The sequence below is a fragment of the Ensifer sp. D2-11 genome (assembly GCF_054161295.1).
In genome coordinates, this window is sequence record NZ_CP096435.1 from 668,793 (window position 1) to 689,508 (window position 20,716).

At 61.5% G+C, this 20,716-nt stretch carries 16 protein-coding genes and 1 pseudogene; 9 read left to right on the plus strand and 8 right to left on the minus strand.

The annotated features are described in order from the left end of the window. Positions 1–44: 44 nt before the first annotated feature. The 5 genes from M1D34_RS29000 to M1D34_RS29020 all read left to right on the plus strand — a co-directional run bounded on the left by M1D34_RS29000 (position 45) and on the right by M1D34_RS29020 (position 5,543). Positions 45–1,514, plus strand: coding sequence for an FGGY family carbohydrate kinase (locus tag M1D34_RS29000; protein ID WP_498784538.1), 1,470 nt, complete (start codon positions 45–47; stop codon positions 1,512–1,514). 23 nt (positions 1,515–1,537) lie between these two features. Continuing rightward, positions 1,538–2,488, plus strand: coding sequence for a sugar-binding transcriptional regulator (locus M1D34_RS29005; protein ID WP_029959090.1), 951 nt, complete (start codon positions 1,538–1,540; stop codon positions 2,486–2,488). Between the two features lie 46 nt (positions 2,489–2,534). Beyond that, entirely contained in the window at positions 2,535–3,320 is a 786-nt protein-coding gene (locus M1D34_RS29010) for an SDR family oxidoreductase (RefSeq protein WP_498784540.1), read from the plus strand. Positions 3,321–3,993: 673 nt separating this feature from the next. Further along, positions 3,994–4,851 carry an alpha/beta fold hydrolase gene (locus tag M1D34_RS29015; RefSeq protein WP_498786169.1) on the plus strand — a complete coding sequence of 286 codons (858 nt, stop codon included), beginning with the start codon at positions 3,994–3,996 and terminating at the stop codon, positions 4,849–4,851. A 296-nt stretch (positions 4,852–5,147) separates the two neighbouring features. Continuing rightward, positions 5,148–5,543: a DUF1016 N-terminal domain-containing protein gene (locus M1D34_RS29020; protein ID WP_498784542.1), complete on the plus strand. Its 396-nt coding sequence runs from the start codon at positions 5,148–5,150 to the stop codon at positions 5,541–5,543. Between the two features lie 268 nt (positions 5,544–5,811). Here the strand turns inward: M1D34_RS29020 and M1D34_RS29025 are convergent, their stop codons facing one another. The 6 genes from M1D34_RS29025 to M1D34_RS29050 all read right to left on the minus strand — a co-directional run bounded on the left by M1D34_RS29025 (position 5,812) and on the right by M1D34_RS29050 (position 12,849). Next, positions 5,812–6,858, minus strand: coding sequence for an ABC transporter ATP-binding protein (locus tag M1D34_RS29025; protein ID WP_498784544.1), 1,047 nt, complete (start codon positions 6,856–6,858; stop codon positions 5,812–5,814). Between the two features lie 24 nt (positions 6,859–6,882). Continuing rightward, a complete protein-coding gene (locus M1D34_RS29030; protein WP_498784546.1) occupies positions 6,883–8,604 on the minus strand; it encodes a glycoside hydrolase family protein in 1,722 nt (573 codons plus the stop codon). A gap of 3 nt (positions 8,605–8,607) precedes the next feature. Continuing rightward, a complete protein-coding gene (locus M1D34_RS29035) occupies positions 8,608–9,501 on the minus strand; it encodes a carbohydrate ABC transporter permease (RefSeq protein ID WP_498784548.1) in 894 nt (297 codons plus the stop codon). Further along, positions 9,494–10,435 carry a carbohydrate ABC transporter permease gene (locus M1D34_RS29040; protein WP_498784550.1) on the minus strand — a complete coding sequence of 314 codons (942 nt, stop codon included), beginning with the start codon at positions 10,433–10,435 and terminating at the stop codon, positions 9,494–9,496. The genes M1D34_RS29035 and M1D34_RS29040 overlap by 8 nt, the downstream gene beginning before the upstream one ends. Positions 10,436–10,519: 84 nt before the next feature. After that, positions 10,520–11,803: an ABC transporter substrate-binding protein gene (locus tag M1D34_RS29045; RefSeq protein ID WP_498784552.1), complete on the minus strand. Its 1,284-nt coding sequence runs from the start codon at positions 11,801–11,803 to the stop codon at positions 10,520–10,522. Between the two features lie 41 nt (positions 11,804–11,844). Beyond that, positions 11,845–12,849: a LacI family DNA-binding transcriptional regulator gene (locus M1D34_RS29050; protein WP_498784554.1), complete on the minus strand. Its 1,005-nt coding sequence runs from the start codon at positions 12,847–12,849 to the stop codon at positions 11,845–11,847. A gap of 428 nt (positions 12,850–13,277) precedes the next feature. On the opposite strand from M1D34_RS29050, the gene M1D34_RS29055 reads away from it, so the two are divergent. Continuing rightward, complete coding sequence (locus tag M1D34_RS29055) at positions 13,278–13,700, plus strand: cupin domain-containing protein (RefSeq protein WP_498784556.1); 423 nt, start codon at positions 13,278–13,280, stop codon at positions 13,698–13,700. A gap of 484 nt (positions 13,701–14,184) precedes the next feature. On the opposite strand, the gene M1D34_RS29060 is transcribed toward M1D34_RS29055, so the two are convergent. Further along, positions 14,185–16,044, minus strand: a complete 1,860-nt coding sequence (locus M1D34_RS29060; protein WP_498784558.1) for an ABC transporter ATP-binding protein — start codon at positions 16,042–16,044, stop codon at positions 14,185–14,187. A gap of 412 nt (positions 16,045–16,456) precedes the next feature. Continuing rightward, positions 16,457–17,362, minus strand: coding sequence for a DMT family transporter (locus tag M1D34_RS29065; RefSeq protein WP_498784560.1), 906 nt, complete (start codon positions 17,360–17,362; stop codon positions 16,457–16,459). Positions 17,363–17,507: 145 nt separating this feature from the next. On the opposite strand from M1D34_RS29065, the gene M1D34_RS29070 reads away from it, so the two are divergent. The 3 genes and pseudogenes from M1D34_RS29070 to M1D34_RS29080 form a co-directional block, all read left to right on the plus strand. After that, a complete protein-coding gene (locus M1D34_RS29070) occupies positions 17,508–17,978 on the plus strand; it encodes an Lrp/AsnC family transcriptional regulator (RefSeq protein ID WP_498784562.1) in 471 nt (156 codons plus the stop codon). Positions 17,979–18,349: 371 nt separating this feature from the next. Next, positions 18,350–20,041: a dihydroxyacetone kinase family protein gene (locus M1D34_RS29075; protein ID WP_498784563.1), complete on the plus strand. Its 1,692-nt coding sequence runs from the start codon at positions 18,350–18,352 to the stop codon at positions 20,039–20,041. 52 nt (positions 20,042–20,093) lie between these two features. Beyond that, a pseudogene (locus tag M1D34_RS29080) lies at positions 20,094–20,568 on the plus strand (enoyl ACP reductase FabMG family protein); the annotation flags it as partial. Positions 20,569–20,716 lie beyond the last annotated feature (148 nt).

A 20,716-nucleotide genomic window follows, 5' to 3' on the forward strand; every position in this document is an offset into this window, starting at 1 on the left:
CAATCCTCCTGCCGCGCCCCCAATTCCTGCCTGCCGGAGCCGCCATGACGACTGCCATTCTCGCCATCGACCAGGGCACCACGAATTCCAAAGCCGTGCTCGTTTCGACGACCGGGGAGATCCTCTCGCGTGGCGCATCTCCGGTCGGCATCGAACATCCGCAGCCCGGCTGGGTGGAGCAAAACCCGCTTCGCATCTGGGAATCGGTTCTGGAGGCGATTGCCGCCTGCCTGCAAACGGGACCTTGCGCCGACATCCTCGGGATCGCGATCTCCAACCAGCGCGAGTCGGTCACCGTCTGGGATGCCGTCACGGGCAAGCCACTCGGCCCGGTGGTCAGTTGGCAATGCCGCCGCAGCGCGCCAGCCTGCGCCGAACTCAGCGCAGCGGGCCATGCCGGGCGCGTCCTGGCGCTCACGGGCCTCCCCATCGACCCGATGTTCCCCGGCCCCAAGATGAAGTGGCTGCTCGATCGCGTGCCGGCAGGACACGAGATCCGACTGGGCACGATCGACGCCTGGCTGATCCATTGCTTCACTGACGGCGCGATCCATGCCTGCGATGCCGCCAATGCCGCCCGCAGCCAGCTTTACGACCTCAACCACCAAGTCTGGAGCGACGAGCTTTGCGACTTGTTCGGCGTGCCGAAGTCCGCCCTGCCCGAGGTGCGCGACAGCGCCGCCCGCTTCGGCGTGACGAAGAATGTGCCGGGGTTGAAGGACGGCATCCCGATCGCCTCGGCGATCGGCGACAGCCATGCCGCGCTTTTCGGCCATGGCGCCTTCAATCCCGGCGACGGCAAGGTGACCTTCGGCACCGGCTCGTCGGTCATGACGACCCTGCCTCGCTTCATCGCACCCGAGCAGGGCATCACGACGACGATCGCCTGGTCGATTGCCGGCCGGCCGACCTATGCCTTCGAGGGCAATATTCTCGTTTCGGCCGCGGCCCTCCCGTGGATGGCCGAAATGCTCGGCCTTTCCGATGTGCAGGCCCTGATCGATCTCGCCGCCACCGCCGAGCCCGGCGGGCCGGGTTTCGTGCCGGGTTTCGTGGGTCTCGGCGCGCCCTATTGGCAGGCAGATGCACGAGCGCTGTTTTCCGGCATCACCTTCAACACGACGCGCGCCCAGATGGCGCGTTCGGTGACAGACTCAATGGCCTTCCAGGTCCATGACGTCTTCAAGGCGATGTCCGCGCAATCGCCGGCGCCGCTCGGCTGTCTCTATGCGGATGGCGGGCCGAGCAAGAACACCTTCCTGATGCAATGCGTCGCCGATACTCTGAACCACGTCATTATCCAATCCGACGCGCCTGAGGCCTCCGCTCTCGGCGCGGCCTATCTGGCGGGTCTCTCGCTGGGCGTTTGGCCCGATCTCCCCGCTGTCGCTTCCCTGCCGCGCGCCGGCAATCCCCTCCTTCCGCGCGCATGCGACGCCACAGATCGCCTTGTGGTTTGGCAGGACGCAATCTACCGCTCGACCGTTCGAGGCCCTTCAATTATGAGTGAATAAAAATTCACTGCTGGAGGACCCCAATGGGACGGCTCAACGAGCTTCGACTGATCGCCCGCGTTGCCCAGATGTACCATATCGAAAGCAAGAGGCAGGCGGAGATCGCCGAGATCATGCACATGTCGCAGGCCACTGTTTCGCGCATGCTGAAGCGCGCCGAGCAGGAAGACATCGTGCGCACGACGGTCATTCCCCCGGCCGGCACTTTCGCGGATCTGGAAACCGCGCTGCGAGAGCGCTACGGCCTGACCGAGGCTATCGTCATCGACTGTTCGGAAGATCGCGACGGGGCGATCATGGCGCGCATCGGCGAGGCGGCCGCCCATTTCCTCGAGGTCACGCTGAAGCAGGACGAGATTGTCGGGGTCTCGAGCTGGAGTCAGACCATTCTGCGCATGGTCGACAACATCCACCCGTTGAAGAACGCCAAGGCCAAGTACATCGTTCAGATCCTCGGCGGCATGGGCGACGCCTCGGTGCAGACCCATGCCACGCAGCTGACCGCGCGTCTTGCAAGACTCACCGGCGGCGAGCCGAGACTGCTTCTTGTCCAGGGCATCACCTCCTCACGCGAGGCGAAACTCGTCATGCTCGCCGACCCGGTCGTGCGCGAAACGATGGACCTCTTCGGCCGCCTCAGCCTTGCCATCGTCGGCATCGGCGCGGTGGAACCATCCGAGCTGCTCGCCCGCTCCGGCAACACCTTCTCCCGTCAGGAAATGGCGATGCTGCACGAGGCCGGGGCGGTTGGCGAGATTTCCTACCGATTCTACGACAAGGACGGAAAGCCGGTCGAAACCCCGCTTAACGACCGCGTAATCGGCATCTCGCTGGAAGACCTGCGCAAGACCGACCGCGTCATGGCGCTCGCGGGCGGAGAATCCAAAACACAAGCCATCGCCGGCGCCCTTAAACTGGGCGTTATCGATGTGCTCGTCACCGACAAGTTCACAGCAGCTCGGCTAACGGCCTGATCCGACGATCAGCCCTTGGCCTGTTGCGCATTATGGAGGGAAGACCATGAGACGTTTCGCAGGCCAAACGGTTTTCGTCACCGGCGGGAACAAGGGAATCGGACGTGGCATCGCCAAGCGCTTTGCCGAAGAGGGAGCAAAGGTCGCCATCGCCGCGATCGAGAAGGATACGTCCGCGGCCGCCGAGACGCTGGCTGAGGAGACCGGCGCCTATGTGATCGGGCTGATGCTGGATGTAACCGACGCTCGAGCAGTGCAGGAGGCCTATGGCGAGGCCGAGGCGAAGCTGGGCGCGATTTCCGTATCGGTCCAGAACGCAGGCGTCATCACCATCGCCAAGGTCGAAAACCTAACCGAGCGCGAGTGGGACCTCAACCTGGATGTGAACACGAAGGGCGTCTTCCTCTGCTGCCAGGAGGCCGTCCGCCGCTTTCGAGCCAGCGGCACCAAAGGCCGTCTCATCAACACCGCCTCCGGCCAGGCCCGTCAGGGCTTCATCTATACCCCGCACTATGCCGCCTCGAAGTTTGGCGTGGTCGGCCTCACGCAGAGCCTTGCCAAGGAGCTCGCGCGCGAAGGCATCACCGCCAACGCAATTTGCCCCGGAATCATTCACACCGAGATGTGGGATTACAATGACCGGGTCTGGGGTCAGATGCTGGGTGAATACGGCCCCGGCGAACTGATGGCCGAATGGGTTCGCGGTATCCCGATGCGCCGCGCCGGAACGCCGGCCGAAGTCGCGGCCCTGGTTGCATTCCTGGCATCGGACGATGCCGCCTACATTACCGGCCAGACCATCAATGTCGACGGCGGGCTGATCATGTCCTAGTCTATCAGTACTAACCGCACGATCTAATGAACGGACTGAGCGCGTCGGGTGTCGCGCGACTTTACGCAAAGGTGCGCTAGCCGACCTTCTTCTGATCGACGGGATCCGATCGCAAATATCGAGCTCATTACCGATCCCGACAAAAATTTCGTCGTCATCATGAAGGACGGGAAAATCTTCAAGGATCGGCTTACCAAATAGTGCGCGCCGGTTGCCGCGCAATAGTGCTTGTCGCAAAGAAACAGGCCCTTCCGTTCCGACGAGTGCGACACACGACGGACCTCGCAGGGCTGATCTCGTGGTCTCCGTACCCCAACAAAGCCGCCAATGTACGGGTTCGTTTCGAAACAAGCCGTTCCCCGATTGGACAACCGCTCATGGCGCGTCGTGCCGGTTCAGATCGACGGCAGCAGGGTGAACCTTCCAGCCATCGGAGACGGTGGTGAAGGCGAAGAATCGCCCCGACTGAGACAATCAGAAGTCGGCAACATGCCGCCCTGTCCGGATGGAATGGGCCTCAGCGGACCGGCGGCTTTCGGCCATCTGAACCTTCGGCTCCATTCCGTCCAGCGGGAGGATGCGACGCCTGAGCGTGCATCTTGTCGGGTCGACGCAGCTTAGATCTAAAACCTCATTGCGCTGGATCACTTCGACGACAACCGCGTTACCAACCATGATCTCACTCGCGTCTGAACATCAGTTCGTCAAAGCCGGAAGGATTCGGCTTCATGTCGTTCTGGCCGGGCCCGCCGGGGGTAAGCCGGTCATGCTCCTGCACGGCTTCCCCGACTTCTGGATCGGCTGGAGACGGCAGATCGATGCGCTCGCTTCCGCCGGATATCGGGTCATCGTCCCCGACCAGAGGGGCTACAACACCAGCGACAAGCCCAAGGGGATCCGCGAGTACACGCTCCCCAAGCTCCTCGGCGATGTCGTCGCCCTTGCCGACGCGCTGGGCATCGGAAGGTTTCACCTCGTCGGCCATGACTGGGGTGGTATCGTCGCTTGGGCGGCCGGGGCCAATTTGCCTCATCGCCTGGACAAGCTCGTCATCCTGAATGCGCCCCATCCCGATGTGCTATTTGTCCATGCCCTGCGATCTCCGACGCAGTTTCTGCGGAGCAGTTACGCGGTTTTCTTCCAGATCCCCTTGCTGCCCGAAGCCGTTTTGAGTGCGCGCCACTCGGCCTTGCTCGCACGGGCACTTATGGGATCCAGCCGGGACGGCGCCTTTGAAGAAGGGGAGATGGCGGAATATCGGCAGGCTTGGGAGCGGCCGGGGGCGCTCACCAGCATGCTCAACTGGTACCGCGCCTTGCGCTTTCGCCCGAGCCTGAAGGAGCGGATCATGACGCCTACTCTCGTCATGTGGGGGATGCAGGACCAGGCTCTGGAATTCGGGCTTGCGAGGCGTAGTCTCGGTCTTTGTGACGATGGCCGCCTGCAGACTTTTGAGAAGGCGACGCATTGGGTTCAACGCGAAGAAGGAAGTGCGGTGAATGGCTCGCTTTTGGAGTTCCTGGACGGCTGACATGGACGTACGCATCGCCGTTCATCTAAGACGACCCCTGTCGGCCCCCGCCACGGCAGGACATCCCCATTGTTCATTCATTGGCCAAGCGAGCATTCGGCGGCCGTTCACCACAGCGCAGTGCGAGCATTGATCGGTGAATTCCAGGCAATCCGGACTTGTTTCGATGAAGTCCTGCAGGGTGGCATTCTCCGCCTGCTGCGGTTTGTCAGCGCCTCAAGTTCCCGCTCAATCAGATACAATATAAACCTCGGCGAGCGCCTTCAGACACCGCCTTCGGCTGGCACCATCCAGTTATGGACATTCCGTCATCTGACGGCGACGGTTATGCCTCTCTGCGTGCCGAGCTTAAGGACAGGATCCGAACAGCCCGCCTGAAGGCGGTCGTCGCTGTCAATCGAGAACTCATCTTGCTCTACTGGAGCATCGGCCGGGAAATCTTGGCACGCCAGGTCGCCGAGCGATGGGGCGCGCGCGTCATCGATCGGCTCGCCACGGATCTTCGGCGCAATTTTCCCGAAATGACGGGCTTTCGCCGCGGAACCTTAAATAAATGCGCGCCTTTGCAGAGGCATTTCCCGATGAACAAAATCGTGCAACAACTTGTTGCACGATTGCCCTGGGGCCATGACGTCAAGCTCATCGAGGCATTGAACGGCTCAATTCGAGCCGAAAGCAGTCAGTCGAGGTGACCGTGATGCGAGCCCTTTTGGTCCTCACCTCATAAAACTGAAATTCACGTGCTTCTTTGAACCTGCGCCAGTGCGCAAATGGGGCGGCCAGCAGCGTTCGTGCTGGCGAAGTCCTCGGTTGGGGCGACCTATTTACAAGGTGCCGCCTTGCCGCTGTCCCCTCCTTGCTGTTTGTGAACCGAGGGCGTGACGGGTTCTCGGCGGTTCCCACGCTTGCGATACCCGCGGGTGAAGTTCTCGCATTTGCACCGTGCTTGGGCCGCACCCGTTAGGTTGTGCGCATGCCCTGCGATGAAAAGAGATGAATCCTTCTCATATCGGGAGCGACCTTGATGGCTTGGCCAGGCTGCAGGCCGACCCGATCGCGAAGCACGATGTTCACGTCCGAAGATCCGAGCTTCGCGAGCACATGCGTTTCCGATCCGGTCGGCTCAACCACGACCACGCTGGCCGGCGCACCCACATCGACAATGGAGAGATGTTCCGGACGGACGCCGTAGACCGCCGCCGTCGCGCCTTGATAGCCCTCAGGAATTGGAAGCGCCACCCCGCCATCGGTAACGAACTGCCCATTGTTGATCGCCCCGTCGAAAAGGTTCATGGCCGGCGAGCCGATGAAGGTCGCGACGAAGGTGTTGGCCGGACGGTCGTAAAGTTCAAGCGGTCTGCCGATCTGCTCGACCTTGCCGCCGCGCATGACGACGATCCTGTCCGCCATCGTCATCGCCTCGATCTGATCGTGCGTGACGTAGACCGTGGTCGTCCTCAGGCGCTGATGCAGGTCCTTGATCTCGGCGCGCATCGTGACCCGGAGCTTAGCGTCGAGGTTCGAAAGCGGCTCGTCGAATAGGTAGACCTGCGGCTGACGGACGATCGCCCGTCCCATTGCCACCCGCTGACGTTGGCCGCCGGAAAGCTGTTTCGGCAGGCGATCGAGCAGAGGCTCGAGCGCCAGGATGGCGGCCGCTTCTCGTACGCTCTTTTCGATGGTCGCCCTGTCCTTACCTTTGAGCTTGAGCGCGAAGCCCATATTTTCAGCGACGGTCATGTGCGGATAGAGCGCATAGCTCTGGAAGACCATGGCGATATCGCGCTCTTTCGGAGCTACGTCGTTGACGAGACGGCCGCCGATGCGGATCTCGCCGCCGCTGATGTCCTCAAGGCCGGCCAGCATGCGCAAGAGGGTCGACTTACCGCAGCCGGAGGGCCCGACCAGGGTGACGAACTCACCATCTTCGATGGTCATGGAAATATCATGAATTACCGGAACGGCGCCGTATTGCTTGCGAACCTGATCGATCGAGACGGATGCCATGAAACTCCTCCCTTTGATTGTTTGTTAGAGCTTGAGCTGCCAGATGCTGGCGGCGGCGACGTTGCTTCCGGGGGCCGTGAGGCGGGCGGAACGCACACTCGCAAATCCGGGCAAGCGCTTGGTCCCGGTCCAGCGGCCATGATCTGCAAAAACCTCGATCGAGCCGATGTCGAGGAATATGCGCAGCGTCGAGGGTCTCGCCCCGGCCGCGATGTAGCGGGGCAACAATTTGCCTTCCGGAACGTCGTAGAGGATGCTCAGGCCCTCTGCATCGAGCCGCACCCCGAGTTCCACGTCGGGATGTTCGAATTCAAGCTCGAAGGCGGCGCCTGCGGCCGTAAGATCCAGGACGATTTCAACGGCACCGTTGGCGAGATCGATTTTGTCACCGGAAAGCAGCCGGCAGTCGTCGATCAAATCTTGCCGCAAGCTATCGACCGCGTCGATCGGCGGCGTCAGCAAGGCACCGTCCTTGAGCACGGCCCGGCGGGGGAGCGTCATGGCTGTCGGGAAATCGACCCTCTTCGAAATTTCCGTCCAGTTCGCGAGCCACGCGATGCCTACGGGACCGGAATCCTCGACGAAAGCCTGGAAGGCATAGGCGTCGGTGGCGAAGTCGAGTTCCTGTTCGAATTGCTTGACGAAGGTACGGCCGTCGAAGCGGCCGACGGTTGCAAGGGTGACGTTGCGGCGAGCAGTTGACGGATCGCGGCTGGTGAGCAGTCCAAAGATCAACGCCCAACGGGTGTGCGGATCATCGGCAGGACCATCGAGTGGGACGATGCACGGGCATTCGGCCGCCGTCATGCCGAAGCGATTCTCACGGTGAAGAATTCCGACGAAGCTCCAGTCACCTGCGGCGTCCGAATCGGCGGTCTCGTAGAGTAGGATCACTCCTCCCGCGTGATCGCGACTGCCGACGAGCATCTTCCAGCGGCCATCCGGGCCTTTAATCACGTAGGGGTCACGGAAATCGAGCGTCAGGTCGAAGCCGGCCGGTCGTTCCGGGAGGATGGTCTCCGCCGGGCCGGCACTGATCTGGTCGCGGCTGACGGCGGTCAACTGGGTCTGCTCTTCCGGCTCGCGGTCTTTGACCTGTTCGGTGAAGAAGACACGGATCGCGGGCTCCTCTCCAGCAAGCGGAATTGCCGAGCCGGAGAAGGCGCCGCCGCGGCCATCCCCGCGGGCCGAAAGTTCCGCCGACGGAAACAGGAAGATCGGCAGGTGCTTCCAACGGAGATAGTCGTCGGAGACCGCATGGCCCCAATGCATGGTGTTCCAGCGCAGGCTGTGGGGATAGTGCTGGTAAAAGAGATGAACCTTGTCGCCGATGCGGCCGAACCCGTTCGGGTCGTTCATCCATCCGAAAGGTGGGCGGAAATGATAGCTGCCAGGCACGGCGGGTGTGGTATTGGCCCCGCCGCTGTAAAGAACAACGATGCCCTTTTCCAGAACGTCCGCCCCCGAAAAGGCGTAGACGACGGAGAGGCTCGTAGTCGCGGCGTCATAACTGAAAGAGGTTTCGCCGGCTGTTTCGATCACCAGCGCCCGAAACTCAAATTCCTCCGTGTTTCCCGCCGTTATGCGGCCGATTTGCTGCCCGTCCTGGCTCGCTGTGAGTTCGGCCGGCGTAACCGCATCGACCGCCTTTAGCCACGCATGGAGCGTAGTCCGAGCGGGGAGCGCGGCGCTGAACGCCTTCAGGCTGCCGCCGAGAAGGGAGGTGGGGCTTGCATTGCTTGTCATTGATCAACCTTTCACGGCGGAGCCAATAAAGGAACTCACGAACCAGCGCTGGAAGGCGAGGTAGAGGGCGAGGATCGGGATCATCATCAGGACCGAGGCTGCCATGGCGCGGTCCCAATAAATGCTGTCCTGACCAAAGAAGGTGGCGATGGCGACGGCGATCGGCCGGGCATAGTCGGTCTGCGTCACCAGGATCGGCCAGAGATACTGGTTCCAACTCTCGATCCCCATCAGAATCGAGACTGTGGCGAGCGCTGGCAGGCTCAAGGGCAGGAAGATCGAACGATAGATGCGGAACACCGAAGCACCGTCCATCTCGGCCGCTTCGAAGAGCTCCTTCGGAAGCTGGGCAAAGAACTGGTAGAACAGGAAGATATAAAGCGGGCTCGCAACCCAGGGCACGATCTGCACCGCGAAAGTGTCGGTCATACCGGCGCGCGACACCATGATGACGAGCGGCATGATGATGCTCTCCTGCGGGATCACATAGAGTGCGATGATCAGTGACAGGACCAGGGCGCGACCGCGCAACGTACCCCAGGCGAGCACGAAGCCGGCCATCGAGTTGACGATAAGCCCTGCGCCGACCGTGCAGGCGAGAATGAACAGCGAGTTCAGAAGGTAACGGCCAAAGGCGAGCTCACCTGAGAAATTGCTCACTTCGGCGAAGTTCGAGAGCGTCGGGCTCGAGACCCAAAAAGCCCGGAAGCTGCCCATATCGGCTAGAATCTGGAAGCGGTCGTCCTTCAAGCTCGCGATTAGCAGCATGAACAGCGGCGACACGATCACCAGTGCGATGATGAGAATACAGCCTGTTTGGACGAGGCGCAGCGAACCGATCGCGGAGCGCTCGCGCTTTGCCTCGGTGTGCAGTGTGGGGATGGCGACATCAGACATCGAAACGCCTCAGGAGCTGGCGCTGTACGAGCGCGATGACGAGAACGATGAGGAAGAGAATGACCGAAACGGCCGAGGCGTAGCCGAGCTTCTGCTCTTCGAAACCGGCACGTACCATATAGTGGACCACGGTTTCGGTGCTGCTCCTCGGACCGCCCTGGGTCAGGATCGCAACCTGGGTATAGAGCTTGAAGGCTTGTATGGTGGTGATGACAAGCACGAAGACATGCGTCGGTCTCAGGCCCGGCATGGTCACGTGCCAAAAGCGTTGGAAGGCATTGGCACCGTCAATCCTGGCGGCGTCGTAGAGCTCATCGGGAATACCCTGCAGCCCGGCGAGATAGACGATCATCTGAAATCCATAGGCCTGCCAGGCCGACAGAAGCACGATCGAGAACATCGCCCAATTTGGGTCACCGAGCCAATCGATCGGCTGGATGTGCCCGCCGGAGAGGAAGCCTATCACCTGATTAAACGGGCCGGTCGGATACTGGAAGAGCGTTCCCCAGATGACGCAGACGACGACCATCGACGTGATCGCCGGCAGGAAGAAAAGACCGCGGAAGAAATTGCGCAACGGCAGCTTCTGGTGGAGCAGCAGTGCGGTGGCGAAGGCCAGGCCGCATTGCACCGGCAGGATCCAGAAGGTGAAGCGCGAGACGTTCCAAAGGGACGTCCAGAACAGATCGTCCTTGAAGATGCGCAGGAAGTTGGTGAGCCCGATGAAGCGGACGGGCGTCGGTCGCGGCACCAGTGGCTGGTTCGTCATCGCCGTCCAGAACGACAGGAGGAAGGGCACGAGGAGGAAGATCGTCAGCAGCGCCACGGCTGGCGCAAGCATGCCGATCTCCTGGAACAGGCGGCCCCTGTCTCTTCGGCGGGCTGGGCGCGTCGCGCCAGCCGTCGCCGGCAGCGCCGGTTGCTGCAGGGTCATGATCTCCTCCTCAGTTAAGATGCGTCGCTTGTCGATCGGCTGCAGCGCCGCGCGGCATCGGCGCCGCGCGGCCACATGCGGGCGCTATTGCTGTTCGTCAAAAGGCGGGTAGCCGTCGTTTTCTTCGATGTCCTCGTCGATCTTCTCGGCTGCCGTCGTCAGAGCGGCCTTGACGTCGCCGCCATTGAAGATCTCATCGACTGCTCCCATGAAGGCCGAGGTGATGATCGGATAGGCCGGATGCGGCGGCCGTGCCATCGCCGTCTTTGACGCCTGCTCGAAAGCCACGGCCATCGGACCGCCGTCAGCGTAAAGGGGCGAATCGGCGGCGAAGCTCTTCAAACCAGGATAGGCGGAATCCTCCTTCGCATAGTCGCGGAGTGCCTTGTCCTTGAGCATGAAGCTGACGAACTGGCCGGCGATGTCGGGGTGCTCGGACGCAGTCGTGATGCCCCAGATCCAGGTGCCGTTGGGGCTCGCGCCTTTCGGCCCAAACTTCGGCAGCGGCATGACGACGATGTTGTCCTTCATCGAAGCCGCGGCTTCCGCATAGAACCAGTGGCCACCGAGCGCGAGCGCCGCGGGATGACCTTCCGCAAAGAACTGATTGGTGCCTGAGGACTGCGGCACGACCCAGCCGTTCTTCACCCATTTCTGCATCATCGTCAGCGCATCGACACAAGGATCGCTGTCAAGCGTTCCGACGGATTTCCAGGTTTTGCGATCGATCAGGTCGCAGCCCGCAGATTGCAGGATGGGGCCGTAGGCATAGGTGATCCACTCGGTCTTGATGCCGTAGCCACGGAACGTGTCGATCGGCCATTTGACGCCCTCAAGCTTCGAAAGCTTTTCGAGGTAGCCTTCGAACTCCTCGCGCGTCCAGGCGTCGTCCACGCCCTTCGGGATGCGGGCGCCGATCGCTTCCAGATATTCCCGGTTGCCGTAGAGCACGACGGAGGAGTCGGTGAGGCCGACGGCGTAGAGCTCCTTGTCGATCGGATAGGTACCCTGCGCGACGTTGGACTCGGTCATGTCGTCGAGGATGTCCTTGTCGATCAAAGGCTTGATCGACTGCAGATAGCCCGACCAGACGTAGTTTGCGAGGAACGGCGCGTCGAGCTCCATGACGTCCGGCAACTGCTTTGACATGACGGCGGCGCTGAACTTCTCGTTATAGGCGTCGTGGGGCGCATAGATGAGCTCGATGTCGACATCCGGGTTGGCGGCCTCGAAGCGCTTGGCGACTTCGCCATAGGTCGAAACCCAGCCAGGGTCTCCCTGATGCATCACGTGAATGACGGTTTTTGCTTCAGCCAGGCCTCCGAGCGCAACAGATGCCATTAAGATTGAAAGTAAACGATTACCCATCACTGTTTCTCCTCCTCAACGGGTTTTACGTGGCTACTGATTTATACGGATGACCGCTCTACCAATTGGAACGGAAGCTTGTGCAACTCGCCCGGTGTCGTATCGCCGCCAAGCAGGATCTCCGCGGCCAATCGGCCCATCGCCCGATGCGGCAGGCCCATGGTTGTCAATGGCGGATCGAGACGCGAGGCGATATCGACCTGGTTGTCGAAGCTGGCGACGGCGACGTCGTCGGGAATTTGCACGCCAACACGGCGCAGCGCCGCATAGACCTCCATCGCCACACGGTCGTTGCCGCAAAGGATGGCGTCCGGGTGGCCGGGTCCACTCATCAGCTCGGTGATGTGGGAAAGAACGAGGCTGTGCGCCCTGTCGCTGTAGACCCCTCGGCGAACAGCGGGCAACACGCGCGCGCCGGCGCCATCGAGGCCCCCCTCGGTGATCGCCTGTCGGAACCCGGCCTCGCGCAGTTCGCCGGCGAGCAGACCGGGCAGGTTGACGAAGGCAATATTCCTGCGTCCGGCACCTATGAGATAACTGGTGATCTCATGCGCCGCTCCGAACTCATCCGGCACTAGCGAGGTCACGCGGTCGTTCGCTTCGCGGCAATTGATCATCACGCCGACTGCCTCGGCGAACTCCTCCGGCAGCGCCACCGTCTTGTGGTACATGGCGGCATAGGCGATCGCCCGCGGCCGAAAGCGGCGCACTTCCTCGATCACCGCGCCAACGTCGCGGCTGCCGTTCAGGGTCATGGCGAAAACGGCCATGTCAGAGGCTCGCGCCGCGCCGTCGAGCCCACGGATGATTTCTGTCGCGAAGGGCGAGGTGATCAACTCGTCGGCAACGACGCCGATCAGAGGCATCCAACCCTGCCGCATGCTGCGCGCGGCCAGATTGGTGACGTAGCCGAGTTCCTCGGCGATCTCCTTGATGCGCTGCCTGGTCGCCTCGGCCATGCGGGCCGAGCCGCCATGCAGTGCGCCTGAGACCGTCTTTACGGAGACGCCCGCGCGCTCGGCTATGTCATTCAACGAGACGGTCAAAGTTTCACCTAGGGTTATCGATTACCCACATCTAACATTGGCAGGGGACTTAAGTCAAATAGCGGCTTTTCGAACAGGCGCCGCCATGGCTCAAATGTCAGCCATCGGCGTGTTTGGCTTCCGGCATGGATGAACGGCTTGGGTCGGCCCATTGGAGTCGTCCAAGTCTCCGTTCGACCCCTTTGCTAAGGTTGATCAAGGCAAGCTGATGGGCAGGTCCTGACGAGCATCGGTGTCAATAGAGCCGACGCGCGGGCGGCGCTAACGCGTCTCGTAAGACAAGCCGGCGGTTTGAATTCTTCGGAGCCTCTCGCGACACGAGCGCGACAAGGCATGCCAAATGAGAAGGGCCGTTGACTCTTGGTGGCAGCGGCTCAAAGCTGATTGGTTGCCTACTTTTTCAGAACGAGTTGGCTAGGGAGGAAGCAATGGAAGTCGTCAATCGCAGAACCACACTCGCGCTCGGTCTTTCAATGGCCGCCACACCTTTGATCGCTTGGCCAACACCAGCAGCCGCCCAAACTTACGGTCCAAATGAGGGTGAGGAGATTGGTCCCGGTGTCAGAGTTGTCGCGCTTGGTGAGAGGGCTTCGGTGATACCAGCTTACAAAATGGTCAAGCTGCGTGATGTCGTTATCCAACCGGGTGCGAAGACGCCCGACAACGTGATGCCGAACGATATGCTCTGCCACATGACTGAGGGAGAACTTTCGGTGGTTCAGAATGGGAAAAAATTCACCGTCAAGAAGGGTGATGTTTGGACCTGCGCTAATGCCGACACGACGGAAGGCACCCAGAACACGAGCAGTGCGGTGGCGGTCATGCGGATCATAGACTTGATGACCTCATAAGAGAGGCGACGCCCTGAAGTACGGCAACGGCGCCTTCAAAGAGGTAAGCGTCGTTGCTGTCGTGGAATGGCTACTGCTTGGCGCGTATCTGCCGTGCCGCATTTGCGTTTGGACCACCGCTTACACCCACTTGAGACGGCCGTTGATGACCGTTGTCACCGCCGCCCTCGGGAGGCGAACTGTGCATCCGTCGCGCCTTGAAGGGAGTCGAACGCATGCCCCATTCAGGGGAAGCGGTCCCGCAGGCTAGGCTTACACGCGTCTTGGCAACCATATTCCCGAACGACATGATGGTCATTTTCGATTCTCTGCACCGCTCACATCCGCGATGGGTCGTAAAGCTCGAAGAGATCGACGTGCACGCGGATGGCTTCGATTATGAGTCGCAGGAGGACACTCGCCGAGCACGGGCCGAACAGCGGCTGTGCTGCCTTGGAGAGACGTTCAATGTCCGGCATGGAATTGAGGCGGCGACAGAGTCGGTTCACGTCGCCTCGACCGTATCGGCAATATAGCCACCCGTCTGCCGCTTCCATAGCCGCGCGTAGAGCCCGTCTCGTTCGAGCAGCGCCGGCGGCACGCCTTCCTCAACGATGCGGCCTTGATCGAGCACGACGATGCGATCCATGCTGGCAATGGTGGACAGGCGATGTGCGATGGCGATCACCGTCTTTCCCTCCATCAGCAAGGCAAGCTTGTCCTGCACTGCTGCCTCGGCCTCGCTGTCCAACGCTGATGTTGCCTCGTCGAGCACAAGGATTGGCGCGTCCTTAAGAAGAACGCGAGCGATGGCGACGCGCTGGCGCTGGCCACCGGACAGCTTTACGCCGCGGTCGCCGACGAAAGCGTCGTAGCCGGTGCGGCCTTCGCTGTCCTTGATGTTGGCGATGAAGCCATCCGCCTCGGCCAGTATCGCAGCATGTTCCACCTCTTCCCACGACGCGCTTGGCCGGCCGTAGCGGATATTGTCGCCGACGGAGCGATGCAGCAGCGACACGTCCTGCGTAACGACACCAATGCTCTCACGCAGGCTCGCCTGCGTGACGCTGCGTATATCCTGTCCATCAATGTAGATCGCGCCGCCCTTTAAGTCGAAGAAGCGGAGGAGCAGGCTGACCAGGGTCGACTTGCCGGCGCCAGAGAGACCGACCAGCCCTACCTTCTCGCCGGCGCGCACGGTGAGTGACAAGTTTTCGATTACGCCTTGCCCCTGTCGGTATTCGAACTGCACGTTCCGGAACTCGACTTCACCTGCCATCACCGCGAGCGACCTGGCGTTCGGCGTGTCGGTGATTGTCGGCGGCGTGGTGACAACGGGCATGGCGTCGCGGATCGTTCCAACCGCCTGAAAAATCTGCTGACCCATCTGCAGGAAGGCCCGGGAATTGGCGTTAAGCCGCAGCACGATCGCGATCGATGCCACGAACTGGCCGACGGTGACGAAGCCACTCCCAAGTCCCCAAAAACCTATGATGGAAGTAGCGAGCGTGAGCACAGTATTGATCAGGATGACGCATGTGTCGGTCGTCAAGTGAATGCGCCTTTCGCGCTGTTGGCTCTCGACAGCGTTCTCCATGATCTTGCGCATCGCGCCCGCCTCGCTGTCTTCCGCCGCGAACAGCTTCACCATCTGGATGTTGCTGTAGAGGTCAGTCATGGCGCCGACAACGAGGCTTCGCGCGCGGGCGGTTCTGCGCGAACGCTGGGAAAAATGGGGCACCGCCGCCACTGCAAGCGCGATGTTGGCCGCGATCCAGACGAAAACCGGGAGCGCCAGTGGCCAGGAAAGCGCGGTGAGCAGCACGAGCGAGCCGACAAACTGTACCAGGAAGAGTGGGACCTGGTAGAAGGCCACGACGATCTGTTGCTGCACGGCAGACGCGACCTGTGAAATGCGCGTAGCCACCTGGCCTGCGAAGAGATCGTGGAAGAAGGCGAGGTCCTGGCGCTCCACCGCCTTGTGGCCCTGCCACTGCATCGCGGCCGGCATACATACGGCCACGGACTGCGAATTCAGCGTGTTGCCGAGGAAGATCAGCAGCGGCAGCACCGGGAAAATGAGCACGCCGAGGACGGCCAGCGTCGGCCAATCCTCTTCGAGGAAAGCGGCTGCGCCCTCAGCCGTCACCCCATCCACGACGAAGGAAATGCCCCAGATCGTAGCCAGATTGATGCCTTCGATGGCAATCATGAGGATGGCGACGGCCGCGAGCACGCCGCGGAACATCGAGGCGAAATGCACGAGCAGAGCGAAAGGCCCGCGTGACGGCAGTGGTGCGTAAGGAATATCAAGCGGGCGAATGAGCGTCTCGAAGGGACGATAGATAAGATCCGAAAACGACATGGCGGCTCCGACTAGGGGAGAAGAATGAGGCGGCGCGAACGGATCTTTGCGATTGGGCACGGATCCTAACTGCCGCGACAAATCGAGATTTGGATGAATCGGTGCATCAGCTGCGCCGTTCCGGACAGAATGCGAACGGAACGGGCGCAATGCAACCCCTGATGACAGAGGATCTTAGCTTCTCATCTGGGGGCTGTTTGCTATAGTTATGGGATGGTTCGATTTCAGGACGCGAGGGCTACTTACAGGACCCACCATGGCGAAGAAGCCGCCTTCACGGTGGCTTTCCTCACTGTACGCCCGGCATGGGCGCGCTCCTGCGGGTGTAAGTCCCGCCACGAGTTGGTTATGACGAATAAAGTGAAGCGCAACTGCGTAGGGGCGACCGACCGTCGGGAGGAAGCGTGTACCTTCATCGCCGTTTCGAAAGAATGCCGGTCGAGAGCACCACCCCTGTGGCGGTGATGAAGGCGGCGCTGATTTCCAGCTTTCCGACGGCTTCTCCCAAAAGAAGCCCGCTGCCCAGCGTCGCGAGAACCGGCGTCAGTGCCGTGAATGCGGCCGCTTGGATGCTGCCGAGTGCGCGGATCGCGACGCCGTAGGCGAAAGTAGCGACGAGACCCGAGAGTAGCCCCTGGCTGATGACCTGCAATCCGAGTTCAGGCAGCGGAACCGTGTGCAGGCTGAAGCCGAAGATTGCGGCGAGCACCAGATGAACGAGGAAGGACCAGATCGCGATGATCGCGGTACCCTCGATCGGCGGCAGCCCCGAGCGCCGGAACGCGTGCGTGAAGCCTGCCCAGAGAAGCGCACCAAGCGGCAGCAGAACGAATCCCGCCGCGGTCATTCCGCTCGTCAGCAGGCTGCCGACGAAAAGCAGCGCCGCGCCTGACACTATAGTTGCAAGTCCCAGCGCCCGCATCCGGTCCGGCCGTTCGCCAAAGATAAGAATGCCGATCAGCGCCGTGGCAAGCGGCATCGAGCCGCCGAGCAATATGCCGGCCGGCGCTGCGGGAGTCGCATGGAGAGCAAAAGCGGTGACCTGGAAGAACAGCGCACCGGCGCCGGCGACCATCAGCGCGAGAACCACGAGCGGCACGGATTTCGGCATGAGGCCGGTTCGCAGCCACACAGGCGACAGCACCAGTGCCGGTATGCCGAAGCGCAAGAGCCCGATGTCGATGGTTCCAAGCCCGGTCGAGGCCGTGTGGCGCGTCGCCAGAACCCAAGCCGCCCAGATGAGGACGGTCACGCTGGCTCCCGCATAGCCGGCGCCCTTTGAGGTCTTCGCATCGGGAGAAATCATCGTTGTGCTCATTGCCTGTCCTTCCGTGGACGGTCCGGCCGTGGTCCGTCTAAAGGAAGAATAGGTCCGCACACTCGGGCATGTCCTTGCTATTTATGGCGACGATCGTGCAATATCAGCAATTATCTGCCAATCATGGCCGCGAGACTTACCGGATATGCCGCACCTTGATAAATTCGACATCGCCATTCTGCGCGTTCTGCAGGAAGATGCCCGCGCCACCAACGTGGAGATTGCCGAGCGTGTGAACTTGTCGCCGTCACCGTGCCTGCGCCGCATCCGCAATCTGGAAAAGTCGGGCGTGTTGCGTGGCTATCGTGCCGATATCGACCGCAAGGAGGTGGGACTTGGGCTCACCGTTTTCGTCGAGATCAAAGTCGGGCACCACAGCCGCGAGAACGCCGAGGCGCAGCAAGCGGCCCTCCTTTCGATTCCGGAAGTCGTCTCCTGCTTCCTGATTTCCGGCAACGCCGATTTCCTCGCCGAAGTCGTCGTGAAGGACTTGTCCGCCTATGAGGAACTTCTGACCGAAACCCTTCTCGCACTGCCGGGCGTCAATGACATCCGCTCAAACTTCGCCATCCGCGCGGTTAAGATAGGCGGTGCGCTCAAGCTTCCGGAACGTTGAGGGAACCGGACAGGTCCTGATGACCTGTCGTGCCGCTGTCGCTCGGCCGTAGGATCTTCCTCAATTTGTATGGTTCACTCGCCGCTAGACATGCTACCGCTATGGGTGGGGATGGAACGAGAACGAAATGGTCGCCCGGCCCAGCGGTTAAGGTTCTGAGTATAGCGCTTACTGATGATGACCCTTGGGTTTCGATAGGGAGATCATCTGCTCGGCGCTGATCGGCTACCGAACGTGATAGTTTTCTGGTCTGGGGCCACGTACTATTTCTTTCTCTCGGTGCGGCAGGGATAACGGCTATGAGTCGGGCGCTGATCGAAGACACCACCAACTGTCTCGCTGCGTTCCTGAAAGTGGAGAACTGAGGACACATGAAAAAGCTGATCAATGACCCCCGCCACGTGGTGCGGGAGATGCTGGAAGGTCTGGCAGACATGACGCCGAACCTCGCACTCCTCGACACCGAAAACGTTGCGCTCAGGGCCGATTTGCCCGATCCTGAAGCTAGGCAGGTGGCGGTCATCTCCGGCGGCGGCGCGGGCCATGAACCTGCACACGCTGGATATGTCGGCAGGGGTCTGCTGGCGGCTGCGGTCACAGGCGACGTCTTCACGTCACCAAGCGTCGACGCCATTCTTGCGGCAATCCGCGCCTCGGCAGGACCAGCGGGCGCCTTGCTGATCGTCAAGAACTATACCGGCGACCGGCTGAATTTCGGCCTGGCCGCCGAACTTGCCGAGGTCGACGGAATTCCGGTCGAAATTGTCGTGGTCGCCGACGACGTAGCGCTTTCTCAACTAGTCGCACCGGAGCGCCGCCGCGGCATCGCTGGAACCGTCCTGGTCCACAAAATCGCTGGCGCCGCGGCCGCGTCGGGCAAACCGCTTAAGGTCGTTGCGGAGATCGGGCGGGCGGCAGCATCGCGGCTCGGAACCATGGGCGTTGCCCTCGGCGCCTGCACCGTGCCGGCTGCCGGTCGGCCCGGCTTCGAGCTCGGAGAGGGCGAAATCGAGCTTGGCCTGGGAATTCACGGCGAGAAGGGCGTGGAACGGGCGGGCCTTAAATCTGCGGACGAACTCGCCAACCACCTCGTCGCTGAAATAACGCAAGATCTCGAGCTGAGGCCTGGCGATCGCGTCGCGCTCCTTGTCAACGGCCTCGGTGCCACGCCCCCGATGGAACTCGCGATCATCGGCCGACGTGCGCTGACTGCCTTGCGCGAACACGGTATCTCTGTGGAAAGGGCCTGGAAGGGAAATTTCCTGACGGCTCTCGAGATGCCCGGTTGCTCGATCTCCCTCCTCAAAGTCGAGGACGAGGAATTGGCGCTGCTCGACGCAGAGGCGGAAGCTCCCGCTTGGCCCGGATCCGGGCGAATACCCAGGCAACGGACCGTAGTCGCGGCACCCGCCCGGTCGGTGCAAGGCCCTGCCAAGACCACCGAGGTCGGCAGCCATGCGCAACAGCATCGAATGATCGGCATCGCAGTTGCCGAGGCTTTGGAGGCTGCCGAGCCTTACCTTACTGAGCTAGACAGCAAGGCGGGTGACGGCGACCTAGGCGCTAGCATGGTTCGCGGCGCCGAAGCCATACGGGCCCTCCCCCTGGAGGCGTGGGCAAACCCCTCCTCGGCGCTCCTTGCCATCGCCAACGCGCTGCGTCGCGCCATTGCCGGGAGCTCAGGCCCGTTCTATGCAGTCGCACTCACGAGAGCCGGTCGGCATCTCGCCGGCCGCAATAACATCAGCCTCAGTGGTTTCCGCGAGGCATTCGCCATTGGCGTTGCCGCGGTCAGCGAAATCGGCGGTGCAAGGCCCGGCGATCGGACGATGCTCGACGCGCTCCATCCCGCCCTGGAGGCGCTCAAGCACGCCAATGGCGCTTCTGCGCGACAGACCTGGGCGGCCGCTGCAGAAGCGGCTGAAGCCGGCGCGCAATCGACGACGGTCATGAATCCTAAACTTGGCCGCGCCAGTTATATGGGCGATCGTGCCATCGGGGCTCCAGACGGTGGCGCCGCGGCCGTGGCCGTGTGGATGAAAGCTGTTGCCGAGGCGATCTGAAGCAGGCGGCCAAGTTGACAAGAGCAACAGCCCCCGTCCTTGTGTCATGGTGAAACTTCCGCTGAATCCTCTGCTACTCGCCTTGCGGAAAGAGAACGGTGGCCAATGGGCAGAGGACCAATGGCAGGCATGTCAGAAGCTTCTGGCAGACGGCTTCACGATGAAGGGTGTGTTCCAAAAAATTGCCGATATGCAGGCCAACGAAGCCATGCGACCGTTTTACGACTTCTCGGCGTGGCCGATGGCGAACAGCCAAGCACAGGCCGATCTGACCATCGGCACATCCAACGAGATCACGCAGATGCATCGGGACAGCAAGGCAATGATCAGCGACCTCCTGAGTGCTCTCGTGGTGGAGGCGACCGGGCAGCTGATTTTTGGCGCGTCCTCAGATCCCCTCCGGCCCCATCCAGTGGCTCAACCACGATATCGTGGCGCGTCGACTTAACGCTTCCCACCTGCAAAGCAAGGCTCCCGCGCCGTTGAGCGCGCAAGGGGCGAAAGACTCTCAGCTTGAGGTGGCCTGACAGCCTCCCAATCTAGGTTGGAAGCAGTTTTCTCTCAAGGGCCAGAAGGATAGGACGGTCCGGCAAGAATGCGCCAATTGCGGTTGTTTTCCAACAGTCTCAGCCTGCAGAAATGTTTTGTAGCAGGCGGTAGAGACGGGAGCGGTCC